Raw genomic sequence first — 19582 nt, 5'->3', positions numbered from 1 at the left:
CCGTCCCGCGACAGAATCGTCGAGCCGCTCCGATCCCTCGTTTCAACGCAATTCCGGACAGATTCCCTGAAATTGCCCTAAGTCGCGCTTGCCTTGGTGCCCGCTCCCGCGAGCCAGTCATGCCCTGGCATGGAATGCAGCAGCAGCTTGGTGTAATCATGCTGCGGATTGCGCAGCACGCTTTCGCTTGCGCCAAGCTCGACAATCTCGCCCTTGCGCATTACCGCGATGCGGTCGCAGAGCTGCGCCGCCACGCGCAAATCATGGGTGATGAACAGCATCGACAGCTTGAGCTTGCGGCGAAGCTCGAGAAGCAGGTCCAGCACCTGCGCCTGGATCGACACATCCAGTGCCGACACCGGCTCATCGGCGACGATCAGCTGCGGCTCCATGACGAGCGCGCGGGCAATGCCGATGCGCTGACGCTGGCCACCGGAGAATTCATGTGGGAAGCGCCCCAATGCGCTGCGATCGAGACTGACCATTTCGAGCATCCTCTCGGCTCGCTTCAGCGCCTCTTGCTTCGTCGCGCCGTGCAACACCTGGCTTTCGGTCAGCACCCTTCCGATCTTGTGGCGCGGATTGAGCGAGGCATAGGGGTCCTGGAATATCATCTGGATGCGCGGCCTCACCTCGGCGAAGCGCTTGCGATTCATGGTCGAGAGATCTTCGCCGTTGAACCGGATCACCCCGGCATCCGCCTTGAGCAATTGCACCACGACCTGGCCGAGGGTGGATTTTCCGGAACCGGATTCTCCGACCAGCCCGACAGTCTCGCCATGCTCGAGCTTCAAATTGACATTCTTCAGGGCGTGGACTTCGCGCATCTGCGAGGAGAACAGGCTCACGCGCGTGATATAGGTCTTCGTGGCATTGGCGACGTCGAGAACCGTCGCGGTCGAGGCCTCGTGCGGAGCCAGCGGCTCGCGTGAGAGGCCGCGCACGGCATCGATTAGCCGCTGCGTGTAGGGATGCTGCGGCCGGTCAAGCACGTCGCGCGCGCCGCCATATTCAACCAGTTCGCCGTGCTGCATCACCGCCACGCGGGTAGCGATATCGGCGACGACGCCGAAATCATGCGTGATGAACAGGACAGCCAGGTTGCTGCGCTGCTGCACCTCGCGCAACAGCGCGAGGATCTGCTTCTGCGTTGTCACGTCGAGCGCAGTGGTGGGCTCGTCCGCAATCAGCACGTCCGGCTGAAGGGCCAGCGCCATGGCGATCATGACGCGCTGCCTCTGGCCGCCCGAGAGCCTGAAAGGATAAGCATGCTGCAAGCTGGCGGGATCAGGAAGGCCGGTTGCCTCCAGCAATTCCAGAATGCGCTGCTGCCGCTTTGCCCTCTCTGTCATGCCATGGGCTTGCAACACCTCGTCGATCTGCTCATGCACGGTCAGCACGGGATTGAGCGCCGTCATTGGCTCCTGGAAGATCATGGCGATGCGCCGGCCCCGGATCGAGCGGAAGCCGGCCTCGTCTAGCGTCGAGAGTTCGTGGCCGTCATAGCGGATCGAGCCGCCCGCGACATGCACGCCGGCCGGCAGCAGTCCCATGATCGCACCAGCGAGCAACGACTTGCCTGAGCCCGATTCGCCGACGACGCACAGGATCTCGTTCTGGCGCAGCTCGACGGACAGGTTCCTGACCGCTAGCGGCCGGTCGGCACCGGCCGGCAAGGCTATGTCGAGATCGCGGATCTCGACGATGACATCCGCGTTGGCGTTCATGCCCGCACTCTCCGCGATAGTCTGGGGTTGAGAACGTCGCTCAGGCCCTGCCCGAAAAGGTTGAGGGCCAGCACCGTCGTGAAGATCGCGAAGCCGGGAATGGCACTCAGCCACCAGGCATGACGGATCATGGTGCGGCCGGCGCCGATCATGAAGCCCCAAGTGATGAAGTTGCGATCTCCGAGCCCGAGGAAGGAAAGGCCGGATTCGATCAGGATCGCCGCCGCGACCATCAGCGAGGCCATGACGATGACGGGCGAGAAGGCATTGGGCAGAATCTGGTGGAAGATGATGTTGAAATGCGAACTGCCGCTGATGCGCGCCGCCTTCACGAAATCGCGGCTGCGCAGGGACAGGAACTCCGCCCGCACCAGTCGCGCGACTGGCGGCCAGCTGACGATCGCGATCGCCGAAACGATCGAGCCGAGCGACGGCGAGAAGATCGCGACCAGAACGATGGCCAGCATGAAGGATGGGATAGTCTGGAAGAATTCCGTAAGACGCATCAGCATGTCGTCGATCCAGCCGGAAAAATATCCGGAGACCGCGCCGACGATGACACCGACCACCAGCGATACGACGGTGGAGACGAAGCCGATAATGAGCGACATGCGTGCGCCATGCACGATGCCAGCGGCAAGATCGCGGCCAAGCTGGTCGGTGCCGAATAGATAACCAGGCGACAGCGGAGGCAGGTTCGGCGCGCCGGCCATGCGCCACGGGTTGCCCGGATAGAGCAGATCGGCAAACAGCGCCATCAGGATGAGCGCCAGCAGCATGATCGCGCCGATCATGCCCGCACGGCTCCCGGCGAAGGATTTGAGGAAATCCGTCATGTCGTCACCTCAATGCGGGGATCGGCAAGGCTATAGAGGATGTCGGCGATGAAGTTGAAGAGCACGACAAGGGCCGATGCGATGATGAAGATCGCTAGAAGCAGGTTGTAGTCGCGCTGCAGCAGCGCGTCGAAGGCCAGCCGGCCGATGCCGGGCCATGCGAAGACGGTTTCCGTCAGCACTGCTCCGCCGACAAGGTGGCCTGCTTGCAGGCTTGCCAGCGTGATAATCGGCAGCATCGCGTTCTTCAGGATATGCCGCCGCCATATTCGGCCTGCCGGTAAGCCCTTGGCGCGGGCGGTGCGGACAAAATCGAGGTTCATGACTTCGAGGACCGAAGCCCTGGTCATGCGCGTATAGGTCGCTAGATAGACCAGCGCCAGCGTCATTGCGGGCAGCACGAGATGGAGAGCGACATCCATCGCCTGCCCCCATGGCGACAGGGCTCCGCCGACTGTGGACATGCCAAAGGCCGGAAGCCAGCCGAGCCAGACCGAGAACACCAGAATACCCATCAGGCCGACCCAGAACAGCGGCAGGGCAAAGAACAGCAGCGCGAATATGGTGATGAGCGCATCCTGCCATTTCCCGACATGCCGCGCGGCAAATGCGCCAAGACCGACGCCCGCGGCCACTGCGATACCGAAGGCCGACATGGTCAAAAGCAGAGTCGCCGGCAGGCGTTCGGCGATCAGCTCTATCACTGGCCGGTTGAACCGATAGGAGGTCCCGAAATCGAGCCGCGCCACCTGCCCTATATAGAGGGCGAGCTGCTCATAGACCGGCCGGTCCAGGCCGTAACGGGTGCGTACACTGTCGAGGAACTCCGCATCCACTGCGCCCTGGTCGCCGGCAATGATCATTGCCGGGTCGCCGGGCGCCGCGCGAATGAGCGCGAAGCTGAAAATCGTCACCGCCAGCAACACGAAGATCGCCTTCATGAAGCGCAGCAGTAGGAAACGTATCTGAGCCATGGGTTCCCCTGGAGGATGGGTAAGTCGGACAGGCTTGCGGCAGGGCCGCAAGCCCTTCGGCTTTTACTCCTTCGCGATCCAGACGTCGGCGAAGTTCGCGTTCAGGCCAAGCCCTGTGGTGATGAGGTTCTTGAGCTTGGACCGGTATACGGTCGGGAACGACATCTGGTGCGACCAAATCACCGGCACATCGGCGGAAATCACCTTCTGTGCCTCCGAATAGATCTTCTGCCGCGCAGCGGGATCGTTCGCCGCCGCTCCTTCCGCGAACAGCTTGTCGATCTCCGGATTCACATAGCCGTCCACATTCGTGGCCGTGCCCCGGTTCCGGTTGTCGGAGACATAGGTCTGCGACACGCCCATCGCAGGATCACCCAGCAGATAGATGAAGTTGGTGGTGATATCGAATTTGCCGGTCGTGGTGCGTTCTTGCCAGCCCGGCACGTCGACCGACACGACATTGGTGGCGATGCCGATTTCATTCAGCTGCTGGCGCAGATACTCGGCTTGGCGCTGCCAGGTTTCGCCGTAGGGCAGCGGCATCAGGTCCAGCCTCGCATAGACGCCGTTGGCGTCCGGCTTCAGGCCGGATTCGGCCATCAGCGCCTTGGCCTTGTCGAGATCGAAGGCATAGTTGGTGAGCACCGATCCGTCATAGAAGGGGGTGCGCTCCGTCATCGGACCATAGGCGGGCTTGCCGAAGCCGCCAAAAATGGCGTTGATCATGAACTGCCGGTCGAGCGCGTAGGAGATTGCCTGGCGCACCTTCAGATTGTCGAGCGGCGGCTTGTGGAGATTGACGTTGATGATCGCAAGCGGATCGTAGAACTCCCAGCCAGCCTCGCTCACCGCGACGCCCGGCGTCTCGGCGAGACGGCGCACCTCGAAATTCTCGACGTCGCCGCCGCGCAGCACATCAACCTGGCCCTGTTCGAAGGCGATGGCGCGGCTGTTGGCGTCGGGAATGATGTGGAAATAGATCGCGTCGAGATAGGGCAGCCCCTTGCCCCAATAGTCATCGTTGCGGACGAGATGGATGTAACGGCCCTTGGCCCATTTCTCAAAGCGGAACGGCCCGGTTCCGACCGGCTTTTCGTTGGCGGGGTTCTCGAAGATCTTCGTGCCTTCATAGATATGGGCCGGAACGATCGTACCGCCACTTACCTCGAAGATCATCATGAAGGCGGCATAGGGGGCCTTCAGCTTGAAGACGACCGTGTGGTCGTCCGGTGCGGTAATCGATTCGGTCCGCGCCATGACCGAGCGCGTGCGCGCGAAGGCTTCCGGCAGGAAGGTGGAGAAGGAATAGACCACGTCGGCGCTGGTGAAGGGCTTGCCGTCATGCCATTTCACGCCTTGGCGCAGATGGAAGGTGTAGTTCAGGCCGTCCTCGGAAATTTCCCAGGATTCGGCAAGGCCGGGCAGCGGCTTCATGTCGGGCGTTAGGCTGATCAGGCCCTCATAGATCTTGCTGCCCACGAAGGAAACCGGGCCGAGCTTGTTGAGGCCGAGCATCACCGTGGGCGGTTCGGGTTGCACCACCATGTTGAGAGTGCCACCGCGCTCCGGCTCCTGCGCCAGGACGATGCCTGAAATGGCGGACAGTATCAATCCGAGTAGCAAGGACGCTTTGGTCATCGTGTGTCTCTCTGGCTTTTGCGGTGTTTGGACTTATCTGCGCGCCGACGTGAAGCCATCCATGAAGGCACCGAGATTGAGGCCGAGGTCGGCGACGAGATAGCCGCCTTCCTGGATGAGGGCCGTCGGCAGGCTGGCGCAGCCAAGCAGGCGCCCGATCTCGGCGAAGCCCTGCGTCGATACATTCATCTCGGCCGAAGGATCACCCTTGAAGGCGTCGAACCCGACCGACACAACAAGGGCTGTCGCGCCCGATTCCTTGACCGATTTCACGCCGGCCTCGATGGCTTCGAGATAGACGGGATCAGCGGAGCCGACCAGGACCGGCAGATTGAGGTTGAAGCCCTCGCCGGCTCCTTCGCCCCTCTCGTCGGCATAGCCGGCATAGAAGGGAAAGACCTGATGCGGGTCGGCATGGATCGAGACAAAGTGAACGTCGTCGCGATCGTAGAAGATGTCCTGCGTTCCGTTGCCGTGATGGACGTCGAAATCGAGGATCGCCACGCGCTTGTGCTTTGCAAGCAGCGCCTGGGCGGCGATGGCGGCATTGTTGAGATAGCAGAAGCCACCCGCCATGTCGGCATAGGCATGATGGCCAGGAGGACGGCAAAGCGCATAGGCGTCGTAATGCCCTTCTTCGAGCAGCGCCGCGGCCTCGAGCGCGCAATGCGCTGAGGCGACCGAGGCCTCGAAGGTGCCGGCGTCGATCGGTGCCGAGCCGCCCGACAGATAATAGCCGACCTGCCCCTGAATGCTGGCCGGCAGCGCTGCGCGATGGCGATTGGCCGAGGCATGAGCGCAGGCGTAAGGTCCGGCCTTGCCCTTGGGGAAGGCCTGGTGCCAGCGTTCATAGGCGCTTTGCAGGAACTCCACATAAGCCCGGTCGTGAATGGCCAGGATTGGCTCCATGCCGAAATCGCGCGGCGCCACGATTTCGTGGCCGCCGGCCTTGAGCGCGTCGAGAAGATGGGCAACGCGGCCGGGCACTTCCAGATTCGGCGATACCTTGCCCCGAACGACAATCTCCGATGGCGCGTGCAGGTTGTGCGTTTCGGAATATATGGCTCGCACTCTAACCTCCCTCTGTGTCCCATTATTTAGAATGCAAGATTAAATTTTGGAACAGTGGACCACGTCCACAAAGACCCGTCAAGCGCGCATTGCGGCTTTTGGGTGGTTTCTACGCTGCGCCCGTTGCCTCTCAACGTCCGGTGAAAACCGGCTTGCGCTTCTCCTTGAAGGCTGCGACGCCTTCCTTGAGATCACTGCTGGCGCGCACGACCCCGAGGTCGCGGGCATAGCGTCCAAGCTTCTCCGATGGCGTCTGCACCAGCGTATGCTCGACCACAAAACGCTTGAGCGTCTTCAGCACCAGTGGCGCCATGTCCTCAAGCTCGCGCGCCATCGCCAGCGCCGCCTCCAGATGCTTGCCGTTCGCGACAACCTCGTTGGCGAGGCCTATTTCATAGGCGCGCCGTCCCGATACGGGCCGTCCAAGCAGCATGATCTCCATGGCCAGCTTGTGGGGAATGCGCGCGGCAAGCGTGGCGATCATGCCGCCGGTGAGCCCGACCTTGCCCTCGGGATAGGAGAAGCGCGCGTCTTCGGAAACGACACACAGATCTGCCATCGCCGCCATCACCAGCGCGCCGCCGACGCACCAGCCATGGACGGCGCAGATGATCGGCTTTTCTGTGACGATGCCGATCGTGGGGATGCACCGCCACAATTCAGGCAGGTCGGTCACATCGGCACCCGCGCAGAAGGCACGGTCACCGCTGCCGGTGATGATCGCGACGGCCTGATCGGACCGGTCGAATTCCTCAAAGCGGCGCTGGAGCTCGTTGGCGACCTCGGCATTGATCGCGTTCATCTTTTCGGGACGATTGATCGTGAAGATTGTCGTCTTGCCGTCGTTGCGGACCTCGAGCGCGGACATTCCATTTCTCCCTTGAATTTCGTCTTTATCGGCGACGCACTGTGTCGTCAGTCATCCTCGAGCAACATGCGGCCGTCCACCGCGACGCAGCCCTTACCGGCCTCGCCGACCAGCAGCGGATTGATGTCGAGCTCCTTGAAGCGCGGGCCGATATCGTGGGCCATCCAGCTCACCCGCGAGATGATGTCCGCCGCGGCCTCGATATCCAGCACGGCGCCGCCGCGGAAGCCACGCATCAGCTTAGCGATCTGCAGGCTTTCGATCATCGTCCGTGCCTTGGCCGGCGAAACCGGGGCGAGTGCCACCGAAACGTCCTTCAGCAATTCCACCAGCACGCCGCCGGCACCGACGATCACCATCGGTCCGAATTGTGGGTCGTTGCGCGCGCCGATCAGCAGCTCGGCCTTGCCCGAACGCATTTCCTGAACGAGATAGCCCTCGATCTTGGCATCCGGCTTCAGCCTGGCGATGGAGCTGGCCATGGCGCTGACGGCGCTTGCCACCGCCTGCGGGGTTTCAAGCCCGAGCACTACGCCGCCGACATCCGATTTGTGGACAATATCGGGCGAAACGACCTTGACGACAAAGGGCTTTTCCAGCTTTGCGGCCATTGCTTCGGCCTGCTCGGGGCCGGAAACGACTTCGCCACGATTGGTGGAGATGCGATGCGCCGCAAGGATCGCCTTGGTATCGGCTTCACCGACACTGCCCTTGAGATCGGCCGTCAGCGCATCGTCCGGCACGCCCGCGGGCCGCGCAGGCGGCTCCGTCGGCGCCGCATCCGCCATCCTGCGCCAGGCTTCGATCGCGCGGATCGCATCGTCCAGGCTGTCGGTGTAGACGATGCCCTCTCTGCGCAGGAAGGCGCGCGCGGCATCCGCCGAATGGCCCTGCTGCAGCACGAGAATGTGCGGCTTGGAGAAGCCCTCGGCGGCGGCCTCCTTGGTTCCTTCGTCGAGTTTGCGGCACAACAGCTCCACATCGGGAGCCGTGGTTATCGCCGATAGGATGAGGTCGGTGGCCGTGTCCTTGATGACAGTCTTGATCGTCACGCCGCCGACGACCATCGACCCTCCCTGCTTGGCGGTTCCCATATCGATCGGATTGGCGCCCGCGACATTGTCGGCATAGTGCTCGGCGAGGTCCGCCTTCGCCGCGTCGGAGAACGAAGCCAGCGGAATGGCGCGGTCGGTCAGCCGATCGGCGGCAATGGCGCCGCCGCCACCGGAGGTCGTGACGATGGCGACGCTGTTCGGCCGGGCCTTCGGGAAACGCCCGAGCGACGCAGCCAGCAGCATCATGGCGTCCGGGTCGTCCATGGTCAGCACGCCGCAGTCGCGGCAGGCCGCCGCGAAGGCCTCATAGCTGCCTGCAAGGCTTGCCGTGTGCGAGAAGGCGGCCGCCGCGCCGAACTCCGTACGGCCCGCCTTTACGGCAAGCCAGGGCTTGCCGGCGGCATAGGCCCGGCGCGCGGTCTCCATGAAGCGGCGCGCATCCTTGATGCCTTCAACATAGGTGCAGATGACATGCGTGCGCTCGTCGGCAATCAGGTAGTCGACGAAGTCGCACATGTCCATGTCGGCCTGGTTGCCGATGGAGAAGCAATGCGAAAAGCCGATGCCGCGCGCCATTGCGCGGTCGAAAATCGTCGCCATCAGCGCACCGCTCTGGCTGACGAAACCTATGTCGCCTTTCGGCATGCTATCGACGAAAAGCGCCGGTGACGCGCAAAGCACGAGATCGTTGGCCGGGCTGATGATGCCAAGGCAGTTCGGGCCGATGATGCGCATTCCCGCGGCATTGGCGACGGAAACCATCTCGCGTTCGAGTGCCGCGCCTTCGGGTCCGGCGTCGGAGAATTTGGAGGTGATGACGATCGCGGCCTTGGTGCCAGCGGCGGCGCAGGCCGCGACCGCTTCCTTGACCGCATCACGCGGCACCGCCATCACGGCCATGTCGGGCGGCGTCGGCGTGGCGCCGATTGCCGGATAGCATTTGATGCCGAGCAACTGCTCGCGCTTCGGATTGATCGGGTAGATCTGGCCCTTGAAGCCGTGATGGACCAGATTCTTATAGATGCGCCCGCCGAACTTGGTCAGGTCTTCCGATGCGCCTATGACGGCAACGGATTGCGGCGCCAGAATCACTCCAGCATTCGCGATTGGCGAAACTGCATTCATCGAACTGCCCCTTCCTGGGATGTGGCCGCGGCCGCAGCCCGGTCTGTCTTGCTCTTGTCCTGCGCCTTTGCGCGATAGGCGATGATCCGCTGCACGAGTCCCGGCCGGGCGGCAGAGCGCACCAGCGCGGCGAGATCGCGATCAAGGTCGATCCCGCTTCCGCCGGCTGCCTGCCTGAGGGCGGCGATCGTATGGGCGTCGAGCCGCACCGCGGCGCGCTCGATGCTTGCCAGTGCCGCGTCCAGATCCTCCGGCTGGACGATACGGGTCGCCAGACCGAGCCTTGCCGCCCGCTCGGCATCGATGACGTCGCCTCCGGTGATGACCGAGAGGGCCGCGTCCTCGCCGATGCGCTGCGCCAGCCGTCTCGTGCCCAGAACCAGGCCGAAGGCGGCGCCGGGGAAGCTGAAGCTCGCATCCGGCAAGGCCAACCGCACCGAACAGGCGGCGAACAGGTCGGCCCCCGCGCCGAAGGTGCGGCCATGCGCCACCGCCAGCGTCGTGAAGGGCGCCGACCAGATGCGCGCCAAAAGCTCCTCTATGCGCACAAAGCGCGCAAGAAGCTCCCCATCGGCCGTATCCTCCAACCCGGCGAGATCGAAGCCGGTGCAGAAATTGCGACCTTCTCCCTCGATGACCAACAGCTTGACGCCGTTGCGCGCTGTGCTGTCGAGCGCCTCATGCATGGCCTCCACGAGATCGACCGACAGGCTGTTGCCGCGCTCGGAGCGCGTCAGCACCAGGTTGCAACGGCCGCCGCGCTCGCTGACGACAAGCGGCTTGCTCACGCCTGGACGCCCCAGACATTGGGCAGGACTGTGTTGGAATAGCCCGAGATGAAGGTCTTCATGCCGCCTTCGGGCGGGAAGACGTTCCGCGAAATCGCCCCGATATCGCCGCCATAGACATGGATGCTGATCGAGGCCTCGTTCTCGCGGGCGTTCCAGACCTTGTGGATGTCGCCGATATCGGGAGAAACCATGACGACCTCGCCCGGATCGAGCCGCTCGGTTTCACCGGCGACCGGCCTGTCGTCCTGCATCGAATAGGACTGCGAGATCTCAGACCCGCGCAGCATGCCGACAAGACCCCATGTCGTGTGGTTGTGGATCGGCGTTTCCTGGCCCGGCCCCCAGACGAAGCTGACCACGCAGAAGCGCTCCTGCGGATCGCAATAGAGAAGATATTGCTGGTAGCGATCCGGATTCGGCTTGGCATACTGCTCCGGCAGCCAGTCGTCGTGCGCCACCAGCGCCTCGAGATGTTCCTTGCCGCGATTGAGTAGGACGGCCTCGTCATTGCCGGCCTCTTCCATCAGCTTGCTCATCTGCGCCAGAAAGGTTCTCAGTCTCGCAGGGTTAGCGCTCATTGCGTCACCTTCATTCATTGTCGTTAGGTCTATTTGGCGGCCGCAGAGAGCGGGCCCAGCACGCTGTCCCCGTGCTCGCCCAGCAAGGGGGGACGCCGGTAGATCTTCGGCGCCTCGCCGTCGATGCGGATGGGACTGCCAAAGGTTTGCGTCATGGCTCCGTTCGGCAATTCGAGCGCCTCGACAAATCCCATGAAGGCGACCTGCGGATCGTTTAGCGCCTGTGAATAGGTGTTGATGCTGCTGCAGGGAACGCCGGCCCGACGGAGCTTGTCCAGAACGCTGTCTACCGTTTCGCGCGCGAACTCACCATTGAGGATGATCGCCAAGGCTTCCTGGTGCCGGGCGCGATCGATGGTGGAGCGGAAGCGCGCATCCTCGAAAAGGTCCATCCTGCCCACGACCTCGCAGACGGATTTCCAAAGCCCGTCATTGCCGGCGGCGAGGACGAAATTTCCGTCGGACGCGCTGAAGGCCTGATAGGGGGCGTTGCGCGGATGGGCCGCCCCCAATGCGCGCGGGTCCTTGCCGCTGCCGAAATATTCGCTCGTCTGCAATGCGCCCACCGCCAGGCTGGCGCCGAGCATCGAGACGTCGATATGCCCGCCTTTGCCGCCGGCGCGCACGCGCGCCAGAAGCGAGCTGATCGCGAAGGCGCCATAGAGGCCGGTTGCGAAATCCGAGATCGGGATGCCGCATTTGACCGGCTCGCCGTCCGCCTCCCCCGTCACGCTCATGATGCCCGACATGGCCTGCACGGTGAGGTCGAAGCCACCCTCGGAAGAACGCGGCCCTTGCTGGCCGAATGCGGAAAGCGAGCAATAGATCAGCTTCGGCGAGGTTGCGGCGAAGCGCTCATAGCCTAGGTTGAGACGCTTCATCGCGCCCGGCCGGTTGTTCTCGACCACCACGTCGGCACTTTCGACCAACTTGACTGCGGCCGCGTTGTCGGCCGGATCTTTCAGGTTCAGCGCAATCGAGCGCTTGTTGCGGTTCAAAGAGGCGAAGTTTTCGCTGAAACCTTCGGTAAGCGGCGGCCATTGCCGCATCGTGTCCCCGCCCGGCGACTCGATCTTGATAACGTCGGCGCCCATGTCTGCCAGAAGCATGGAACAGAAGGGGCCGGCGGCTACATGGCAAAACTCGACGACCCGTATGCCGGCAAGCGGTGCGGTCGCGCTGGGTTTGCTATCTGTCAATTTCCTCTCCAAGTCCCTATTCTGCAGTGTTGCTTTGCTGCGCGGCCCGCGGCCCTTCCAGGCCGCCTTGCCGGCCCCGCATCGGATTCCGGCCAAAGCGGTCAGCCCGCGAAATGGCTGACGAATTTGGTCTCAAGATAAGCGTCCAGCCCTTCTGAGCCGCCTTCGCGCCCATGGCCGCTGTCGCCGACGCCGCCGAAGGGCGTCTCGATCGGGCCGAGCCCGAGATGATTGATCGACATCATGCCGACTCTGACGCGCGCGCTGACGAGAGCGGCGCGGCGCGAGGACTCCGTGAAGGCATAGCCGGCAAGTCCGTACGGCGTGGCGTTGGCGCGCGCGATGACCTCTTCCTCGTCCTCGAACCGGTTGATCAGCGCCACCGGACCGAAGGGCTCCTCATTCATGATGCGGCTTTGCGCCGGCACGTCCCCGAGCACCGTCGGGGCATAGAAATAACCGACATTGTTGAGACGCTGGCCGCCGGCGTGAAGCTTCGCGCCGTCCTGCACGGCCTCACGGATCAGGCCGTCGACGGCCTCTACGCGGCGTCGGGTCGCCAGCGGGCCCATGTCGATATCGCTGGCACCCGCTCCGACGCGGATGGACTTCGCCTTGGCAACGAAAGCCTCCAAAAATCCGTCATAGGCTTTTTCATGCACGAAGAAGCGGGTCGGCGAGATGCAGACCTGACCGCCATTACGGTATTTGTAAGTGGCGAGCTGCGTGGCGACCTTGCTGAGTTCGACATCGTCGAACACGATGACCGGCGCATGGCCGCCAAGCTCCATCGTGGTGCGCTTCATATGCAGGCCAGCCAGCGCCGCAAGCTGCTTGCCGACCGCAACGGAGCCGGTGAAAGACACTTTACGGATCTGCGGAGCCGGGATCAGGTGAGACGAGATCGCGGGCGGATCGCCGAAAACCAGGTTGAGCGCGCCCGCCGGAACGCCGGCCTCGGACAGAATGCGCGCAACCTCGCAAACGGCGCCCGGCGCTTCCTCTGGGCCCTTGATGATGATGGTGCACCCGGCGGCAAGCGCCGCGCCGATCTTGCGCACCGCCTGCGACACAGGGAAATTCCAGGGGCTGAAGGCCGCGACCGGACCAACCGGCTCGCGCAACGCCTGCTGGCTGACACCGGCTCCCCGCGCCGGAATGATGCGGCCGTAGGAGCGGCGCGCCTCTTCGGCAAACCAGTCCATGATGTCGGCGGCATTGGCCACCTCGCCGGCGGCCTCTGCCAACGGCTTGCCCTGCTCGCGGGTCAGAATGGCGGCGATGTCGTTCCGGAGGCTGCGCAGCGCGGACGCCGCATCGTGCAGGATCTTCGCGCGGTCTATCGCCGGGCGCGCCGCCCATGCGGGAAAGCTGCGCTCAGCCGCCTGCAGCGCCTCGTCCAGATCAGCCGTCGTCGCCGCTGGCACGGTCGCGACGACGGTTTCGGTGGCGGGGTCCAGAACCTCGACCAGGGCGCGGTCGCCGCCTCTGCGCCAGCTTCCGTCGATAAAGAGTCCATGCTCAACCATTCGGTCGTTCCTTCCGCACTGCTTGGGAGCTATCGGCGCTTTTGCCGGTAAGGTGCGCGCGCAGGCGTCAAGCCGCCTGCATCGTGCGCTCGAAAGCGTCAAACGCCTTCTCGATGCCGTCGAACAGCATGTCGATCTGTGCCTCGTCGATGATGAGCGGCGGACAGAAAGCGATGCATTCGCGGAGCGCCCGCACGATCACGCCGTTTTCCATGGCTTTGGCCTGCAGGCCCGCGCCGATCGCCAGTTTCGGATCGAACGGCGTCTTGGCCTTCTTGTCGCTGACGAGCTCGACTGCGCCGATGAGACCGATGCCGCGCGCCTCGCCGACATAGGGCCGCTCGGCCATCGCCTGGAGGCGCTGCTGGAACCGCTTCGACACTTGGCGGACATGGCCGACAATGTCGCGCTCCTCATAGATCTTGAGGGTCTCGACCGCGACGGCGGCGCAGACGGGATGGCCCGAATAGGTCACGCCATGCGCGAAGCCGCCAAGCTTGCGGCTCTGCTCGATCATAGCGGCGTGGATCTCGTCGCTGACGATTGTCGCCGAAATCGGCAGGTAGGATGAGGAAAGCGCCTTGGCCACCGTCATGATGTCGGGCCTGATATCGTAGGTTTTGCAGCCGAACATGTTGCCGGTTCGGCCGAAACCGCAGATCACCTCGTCGGCGATAAACAATATGTCGTATTTCTTCAGGACCTTCTGGACGCCGGCGAAATAGCCCTCCGGCGGCACGATCACCCCGCCCGAACCGCATACCGGCTCGGCGATGAAGGCCGCAACTGTTTCCGGCCCCTCTTTCAGGATGAGCTGCTCGAGATTGTTCACCAGGCGGGCGGCGAATTCCGTGGTGCTCTCGCCGGGCAGCGCATTGTGGAAATGGCTCGGGGCGTCCGTATGCAGGATATTGGCGATCGGCAGATCGAAATCGGCATGGTTGGCGGGCAGCCCAGTCAGGCTGCCTGCGGCAATGGTCACGCCATGATAGCCGCGCCAGCGCGAGATGATCTTCTTCTTCTGCTGCCGTCCCAGCGCATTGTTGTAATACCAGACCAGCTTGATCGCCTGGTCGTTCGCCTCGGAGCCAGAATTGGCGAACAACACCTTGCCGAGGCCCTTGGGCGCGATGTCGAGCAGCCGCTCGGCAAGCTCGATCGACGGCTCCACCGAGCGATGATTGAACAGATGATAATAGGGCAGCTTTTCCAGCTGGCGCATCGCGGCATCGACCAGACGGCGCTCGCTGAAGCCGAGCGAGGCAGACCACAGGCCGGACATGCCCTCCAGATAGCGGCGGCCCTGATCGTCCTCGACGAACACGCCGTCGCCGCGCGTCATGATCACCGGCCCAACTTCGCCATGGCGCGCCAAGTTGGAATAGGGGTGGATGAGACTTGCGATATCGTTGACGGAGTTGGAATTGCTGCGCGCGTTCATCGTGGTTCCTCAAGGCCCTTCAGTGGCAGTCCGAAGGGTAAGATTTTTCTTTCTTTCGGCCTCGATCAGAGGTAATCCTATTATTCAGAACTTGATGCCGAATGATGATACGATGACCATCGGACATGCCCGATGTCAAGTCTCACTTTGGGAATATGACGATCCGTGTTTGCAAGACCGGGGAGAACCTAGATGGACAAGACCTTGCTGAAGGGGCTGAATGTGCTGGAACACGTCGCTGCGCGCGAAGGCGGCGTTCGCATCACCGATATCGCCGCAGAGCTCGACCTCACCAAAAGCAACGCTCACCGCGTGCTGAAGACTCTCGAACATGCCGGCTATCTGCGTCAGGATCCGAAATCGCGCGAATACGGTCCGAGCCTGAAACTGTGGGAACTCGGCTCCGCCATCGTCGGGCGGATGGATATCCGGACGCATGCTTCCGACGTGCTTCGCCGGCTGGCCAATGAGGCGCGCGAGTCGGTTCACCTGTCCGTCCTTGAAAACGGCGAGGTGATCTACATCGACAAGATCGACAGTCCGGCGGCGATCGGCGCCTATACGCGCATAGGCGGCCGGGCGCCGGCCTATTGCGTCGCGACCGGCAAGGCGATGCTCTGCTATTTACCGGAAGACGAGCTCAGGCCGATCCTGGCTCATCTCAATCGCCATTCCAAAAATACCATTGTCGATCCGGAAGAGTTGCGGCGCGAGCTGATGACGTCGCGCCAGCGCGGCTACACCCTCAATCGCGGCGAATGGCGCGACAATGTCTGGGGCATCGCTACGGCGATCCGCGGGGCCTCCTCCAACGTCATCGCGGCGATCGGCGTTTCCGGCCCGGAATTTCATTTCGACCAGGAAGGTCGCTGCGAGGCGCTTGCGGAAATGGTGATGCGGGCCGGCCGCGAAATATCCGGCAGAATCGGCTATCGGGGCGCGTAAAGCGGTTCGGCCGCCGGGAATTGCTCTATGTCCGCGCCAAATGGATGCGCCGCTCGATCTCGTCCGGATCCGGCGGTTCATCGCGGCGAATGCAAACCAGGCCGTCCGGCACCTGCGGCGCCTTCGTGGCCGGCGCGATCTGCCAGCGGCCCTCGGTCACCTGGATGACGCATCGCTGGCCTGACGCTGCCGTGGCGATGCCCTTCGCGCGGGCCAGCTGGAGGTCCGGCTTCGCCAGTTCGCGCGCCAGCGTCTCGGGCTCGATGGGAAAGGCCAGCCGGCAAGCTTGGCTGAAATGGCGGATATGCGCGCCATGCGCTCCATGCGCGCCGACCTGCCGCCACATGTCGCCGGAGGGCCCGCCATCCAGCAGAAGCGCCACTGGAATATCCGTGTCCGTCGTTTCGACGACGGGAACGCCGGGGCAATGTTCCGCGGCCCAGAGGCGCACCCAGTCCAGCGTGTCGCCGTCAACCACGTCCGCCTTGTTGAGCAACAGAAGATCGGCCGCGCGCGCTTGGTTTCGCACCGTATCAGCCAGATAGAGATCGGCGGCCTGGGCCAGGATGCGCCCGGCATCCAGCAAAACGACAACGCCGCGCACGCGATAGCCCGGCACCAGTTCCACGGTCTGCGCGATGGCGGCCGGCAGGCCGACGCCGCTCGCCTCTATCAGAAGGATATTCGGCTTGAATTTTTGCTGCAATGCCCGCAGCCCCTCGACCAGATCGGAGCCATAGGAACAGCAAACGCACCCGCCCGCGATGCCGATGACGCCGTCCTCCTCACCCTCGATCAGATCGGCGTCGATCGCCAATTCACCGAATTCGTTGACCAGGACCGCGATTCGCCGCCCAGCTGCGTTGCGCAGCAGCCGGTTGATCAGCGTCGTCTTGCCGGCGCCAAGATAGCCGCCGATGACGATAACGGGCAGTGTGGACATGGCGAAGCCCTTGATCCGGAGCTGCATTGCGGCTTGTGGGCCGCGGCAGGCCGATATTGCATTGCGCACGCGACCGATCAAGCGGCCGCGAGAACGCGCCCTCCCTGCACCACTCCCCACACGGCTATATCGCTGAGCCGCTGCCCGTCCGGTTCCATCGGATCCTGTTCGAGGACCGCGAAGTCCGCCTTCTTGCCGGCTTCGATGGAGCCGATCTCCCCGTCGAGCTTCAGGGTGAAGGCGGCGCCGAGCGTTATGGCATGGAGCGCTTCTTCCCGGCCGATGCGTTCATGCTCGCCCAGCACGCGGCCGGTCGGCGTTTCGCGCAGCATTGCGCATTGGGCGGTGAAGAGCGGCCCGAGCGGCGTCACCGGCGCATCCGAATGGATCGCCATCGGGACCCCTTCGCGCAGCGCCGTTGCGCAGGCATTCATCCTTCTTGCTCGTTCGGGGCCGACCGTCTGCGCATAATGCTGCTCACCCCAGTAGTAGAGGTGATTGGAGAACAGATTGACGCATAAGCCCAGCCGCCTCATGCGCCGAAACTGTGCGGTGTCGGCAAGCTGGCAATGTTGAAGCGTGAAGCGGTGGTCCGGGCTCGGATGCCGGCGAAGGGCGAGTTCCAGCTTGTCGAGCACCAGTTCGGTCGCTTCGTCGCCATTGGTGTGGAGATGGACCAATATGTCGTGTCGGAGAGCCAGGCTCAACGCCTCTTCAAGATGCTCCGGTGTCGTGTACCACATGCCGTTGGGCGCGCCATTGTGATAACCGGGCTGGCGCAGCCGCGCCGAAAAGCCCTGGATCGAACCATCGACATGGATCTTGACCGCGCCAAGGCGCAACTGGTCGGTGGCGCGGCTGCGCAAGCCGACCGCCGCTTCGATCAGTTCGGCTGGCGTGCTTGTACCGAAGCGCCGCAAGGGAACAATCCGCGTCGGAAAATCGGCCCGGCCGGTCACCCGCAGCAGTATTTCAACAGCCTCGGGCGGAAGCGGCGCAGCCAAGTCCGTCGCGGTGGTGACACCGCTGCGCACGCACAGGCGAGAGAAGGCAAGGATGGCGGCCTCGTCGGTCGACATGACGTTGCGGTCGAAGCCGACATGCGAACTGACCAGGCCGACCGCTTCCGGACCCTTCATCTCGCCCGTCGGCAGGCCGTCGGCGCCAAGCGGGATGCCGTCATGGCGGATTCCCTCGCGCATAAGCCCCGCCGCCTGAAGCGCCGGCGTATTCACGTTCATGATATGGCCGCTGGCGTGCAGGATGCCGACTGGACGGATTGCCGAAGCGCGATCCAGATCGGCGCGCGTGCAGCGCTCGCTGCCGAAATAGAGCGGATCGAAGCTCCAGCCGAGGATGGGGGCGGGCCTGTCGCCAAGCTCGCCTGCGCGGTCGCGGAGCCGGGCCACGACGGCATCGAGCGATTTCAGGCCCTCCCAGATTTTCCCGTCCGGGTCGCTACGGTCGAAATAGCCGCAATAGACATAGCGCCAGAAGGCGCCCTCGCTGACATGGCAGTGCCCCTCCACGAAACCCGGGAGCAGCACCTTGTCAGCGAACCGATCGTCGAGCACGAAGGGACCGATGGTCTTCAGTTCCTCAAGGCTGCCCGCGCCGACGATCCGGCCCGCCCGCACCGCTACGTGGCTTGCAACTGGGTTCGACGGGTTCATCGTGCGGATGCGCCGTGCGCGGTAGATCGTCGTGGTCTGGGTCATAGCCTTGAAACTCCCGTCAGATGGATAGAGCCGCGGGCTCTTTCTCGTGAGGGGCGCCGCCGCCGTCGCCGATCAGGTGGCAGGCGGCCCTGCGCCCGCCCATCTTGGGGCGCAGTTCCTGCGCCCGGCTGCGGCAAACCGGCTGGGCGTAGGGCAGCGGCACGCGCTCGCGGCCGCCGCGGATGCGCGGAACGGCCGAGATCGACACATGGGGACAGGGACGGCGCAGGCGCGAAAACAGCCGGACGCGGTCCGCCTGCTCGACGATCGTGCCGAGATACATCTCGGCGACCTCGCCGCCTATATGCTGGGCGCCGCCGAGATTGGGCGCGATGAAGAGATCGATCAGGCCGAACTCGTCCTGCAGCCGGCGCAGGAGATTGAGTATCTTCGCCCGGATCGCGACATCGGGCGCCGATACGGGCTCGTCGCGAATGATGAAGTCGGGTTGGCGGGACAGCGCGGGGGCGATGCCGAAGGTCGTGCCCTTGCCTGTGTGGACGCTGACCCCGTCCACCGCAGAGGCCAGCGACGGCTTGGCGAGCAGGCCCTTGCGGCCGATGTCAAAGCGTCCATGCATATGTTCGACGCGCGGCACTTCCTTTTTTGCCGGGGTGCTCATGCCCCGCCCCCCTCCTCCATCAGCCAGCAGGCCGTGCGCTGCCGCTCGGCATGCGCCATTGCAACAGTGCCGGCCATCTCCGCAATCGTGCCCATATCGTCGGTGATGAGCACGATCGAGGTCATGGCCTTCTTCAGGTCGTGCAAAAGATCGAAGCTCTGCGCCTGCACGGTCGCGTCGCACGCCCTCGGAAGGCCCGCGATCAGCAGGACTGGCTCGCGAGCCAGCGCCATGGCGATCATGACGCGCTGGCGCATTCCTCCCGACAAGTGGTGCAGATAGGCGTCCACGCGCCGTTTTGGCGACGGTAGCTGCACCATGAGCATAGGCTCCAGCTCGCGCGCCTCGGCACGGTTGCGCGCCTTTCGGTGCTGAAGCAGGGGGGCGACGATCCGCTCGCCGATCCGGAACACCGGATTGAGCGAGGTCATCGGCTCATGGGCGGTCATCGCGCGTTCATTGCCGCGCACCTGGCGCAGGCAGGCCGTCATGGCGCAAACACCAACCTCATGATGCCTCCCA

General features: G+C 63.7%; 17 protein-coding genes. 1 reads left to right on the top strand and 16 read right to left on the bottom strand.

What is annotated here, in order from left to right; all coding sequences use genetic code 11:
- Positions 1 to 77 precede the first annotated feature (77 nt).
- The 12 genes from RE429_RS29510 to RE429_RS29455 form a co-directional block, all read right to left on the bottom strand.
- Positions 78 to 1727, bottom strand: coding sequence for a dipeptide ABC transporter ATP-binding protein (locus RE429_RS29510; RefSeq protein WP_414476368.1), 1650 nt, complete (start codon positions 1725 to 1727; stop codon positions 78 to 80).
- Complete coding sequence (locus RE429_RS29505; protein ID WP_414476367.1) at positions 1724 to 2563, bottom strand: ABC transporter permease; 840 nt, start codon at positions 2561 to 2563, stop codon at positions 1724 to 1726. The genes RE429_RS29510 and RE429_RS29505 overlap by 4 nt, the downstream gene beginning before the upstream one ends.
- Positions 2560 to 3537 carry an ABC transporter permease gene (locus RE429_RS29500; protein WP_414476366.1) on the bottom strand — a complete coding sequence of 326 codons (978 nt, stop codon included), beginning with the start codon at positions 3535 to 3537 and terminating at the stop codon, positions 2560 to 2562. Before RE429_RS29500 ends, RE429_RS29505 begins: the two co-directional genes overlap by 4 nt.
- Before the next feature lie 63 nt (positions 3538 to 3600).
- Complete coding sequence (locus tag RE429_RS29495) at positions 3601 to 5175, bottom strand: ABC transporter substrate-binding protein (protein ID WP_414476365.1); 1575 nt, start codon at positions 5173 to 5175, stop codon at positions 3601 to 3603.
- Between the two features lie 33 nt (positions 5176 to 5208).
- Positions 5209 to 6246, bottom strand: coding sequence for a histone deacetylase family protein (locus RE429_RS29490; protein WP_414476364.1), 1038 nt, complete (start codon positions 6244 to 6246; stop codon positions 5209 to 5211).
- A 130-nt stretch (positions 6247 to 6376) separates the two neighbouring features.
- Positions 6377 to 7114 (bottom strand): enoyl-CoA hydratase/isomerase family protein, encoded by a 738-nt coding sequence (locus RE429_RS29485; protein ID WP_414476362.1) that lies wholly within the window; start codon positions 7112 to 7114, stop codon positions 6377 to 6379.
- Between the two features lie 47 nt (positions 7115 to 7161).
- The gene (locus RE429_RS29480; RefSeq protein WP_414476361.1) at positions 7162 to 9261 is read right to left on the bottom strand and encodes an acetate--CoA ligase family protein; all 2100 of its coding nucleotides are present in this window, start codon (positions 9259 to 9261) and stop codon (positions 7162 to 7164) included.
- Positions 9262 to 9290: 29 nt separating this feature from the next.
- Complete coding sequence (locus RE429_RS29475) at positions 9291 to 10082, bottom strand: enoyl-CoA hydratase/isomerase family protein (RefSeq protein WP_414476360.1); 792 nt, start codon at positions 10080 to 10082, stop codon at positions 9291 to 9293.
- Positions 10079 to 10663, bottom strand: coding sequence for a cysteine dioxygenase (locus RE429_RS29470; protein WP_414476359.1), 585 nt, complete (start codon positions 10661 to 10663; stop codon positions 10079 to 10081). Before RE429_RS29470 ends, RE429_RS29475 begins: the two co-directional genes overlap by 4 nt.
- A gap of 29 nt (positions 10664 to 10692) precedes the next feature.
- On the bottom strand, positions 10693 to 11874 hold the full coding sequence (locus RE429_RS29465; protein ID WP_414476357.1) for a CaiB/BaiF CoA transferase family protein: 1182 nt from the start codon (positions 11872 to 11874) through the stop codon (positions 10693 to 10695).
- 89 nt (positions 11875 to 11963) lie between these two features.
- The gene (locus RE429_RS29460; RefSeq protein WP_414476356.1) at positions 11964 to 13391 is read right to left on the bottom strand and encodes an NAD-dependent succinate-semialdehyde dehydrogenase; all 1428 of its coding nucleotides are present in this window, start codon (positions 13389 to 13391) and stop codon (positions 11964 to 11966) included.
- A 67-nt stretch (positions 13392 to 13458) separates the two neighbouring features.
- Positions 13459 to 14832 (bottom strand): aspartate aminotransferase family protein, encoded by a 1374-nt coding sequence (locus tag RE429_RS29455; RefSeq protein WP_414476355.1) that lies wholly within the window; start codon positions 14830 to 14832, stop codon positions 13459 to 13461.
- A 192-nt stretch (positions 14833 to 15024) separates the two neighbouring features.
- On the opposite strand from RE429_RS29455, the gene RE429_RS29450 reads away from it, so the two are divergent.
- Positions 15025 to 15777 carry an IclR family transcriptional regulator gene (locus RE429_RS29450; protein WP_414476354.1) on the top strand — a complete coding sequence of 251 codons (753 nt, stop codon included), beginning with the start codon at positions 15025 to 15027 and terminating at the stop codon, positions 15775 to 15777.
- A 25-nt stretch (positions 15778 to 15802) separates the two neighbouring features.
- On the opposite strand, the gene RE429_RS29445 is transcribed toward RE429_RS29450, so the two are convergent.
- Genes RE429_RS29445 through RE429_RS29430 form a run of 4 tightly spaced genes read right to left on the bottom strand, consistent with a single transcriptional unit; the run spans position 15803 to position 19551 of the window.
- On the bottom strand, positions 15803 to 16747 hold the full coding sequence (locus RE429_RS29445) for a CobW family GTP-binding protein (protein WP_414476353.1): 945 nt from the start codon (positions 16745 to 16747) through the stop codon (positions 15803 to 15805).
- A gap of 50 nt (positions 16748 to 16797) precedes the next feature.
- Positions 16798 to 18438: an amidohydrolase gene (locus RE429_RS29440; protein WP_414476352.1), complete on the bottom strand. Its 1641-nt coding sequence runs from the start codon at positions 18436 to 18438 to the stop codon at positions 16798 to 16800.
- A 16-nt stretch (positions 18439 to 18454) separates the two neighbouring features.
- Positions 18455 to 19060 carry a hypothetical protein gene (locus RE429_RS29435; RefSeq protein ID WP_414476351.1) on the bottom strand — a complete coding sequence of 202 codons (606 nt, stop codon included), beginning with the start codon at positions 19058 to 19060 and terminating at the stop codon, positions 18455 to 18457.
- A complete protein-coding gene (locus tag RE429_RS29430; protein WP_414476349.1) occupies positions 19057 to 19551 on the bottom strand; it encodes an ATP-binding cassette domain-containing protein in 495 nt (164 codons plus the stop codon). Before RE429_RS29430 ends, RE429_RS29435 begins: the two co-directional genes overlap by 4 nt.
- Positions 19552 to 19582 lie beyond the last annotated feature (31 nt).

Origin of the sequence: Microvirga sp. M2, assembly GCF_047497095.1 — a bacterium.
Lineage (GTDB): Bacteria > Pseudomonadota > Alphaproteobacteria > Rhizobiales > Beijerinckiaceae > Microvirga.
This window is presented reverse-complemented; position numbering and strand designations above follow the sequence as displayed.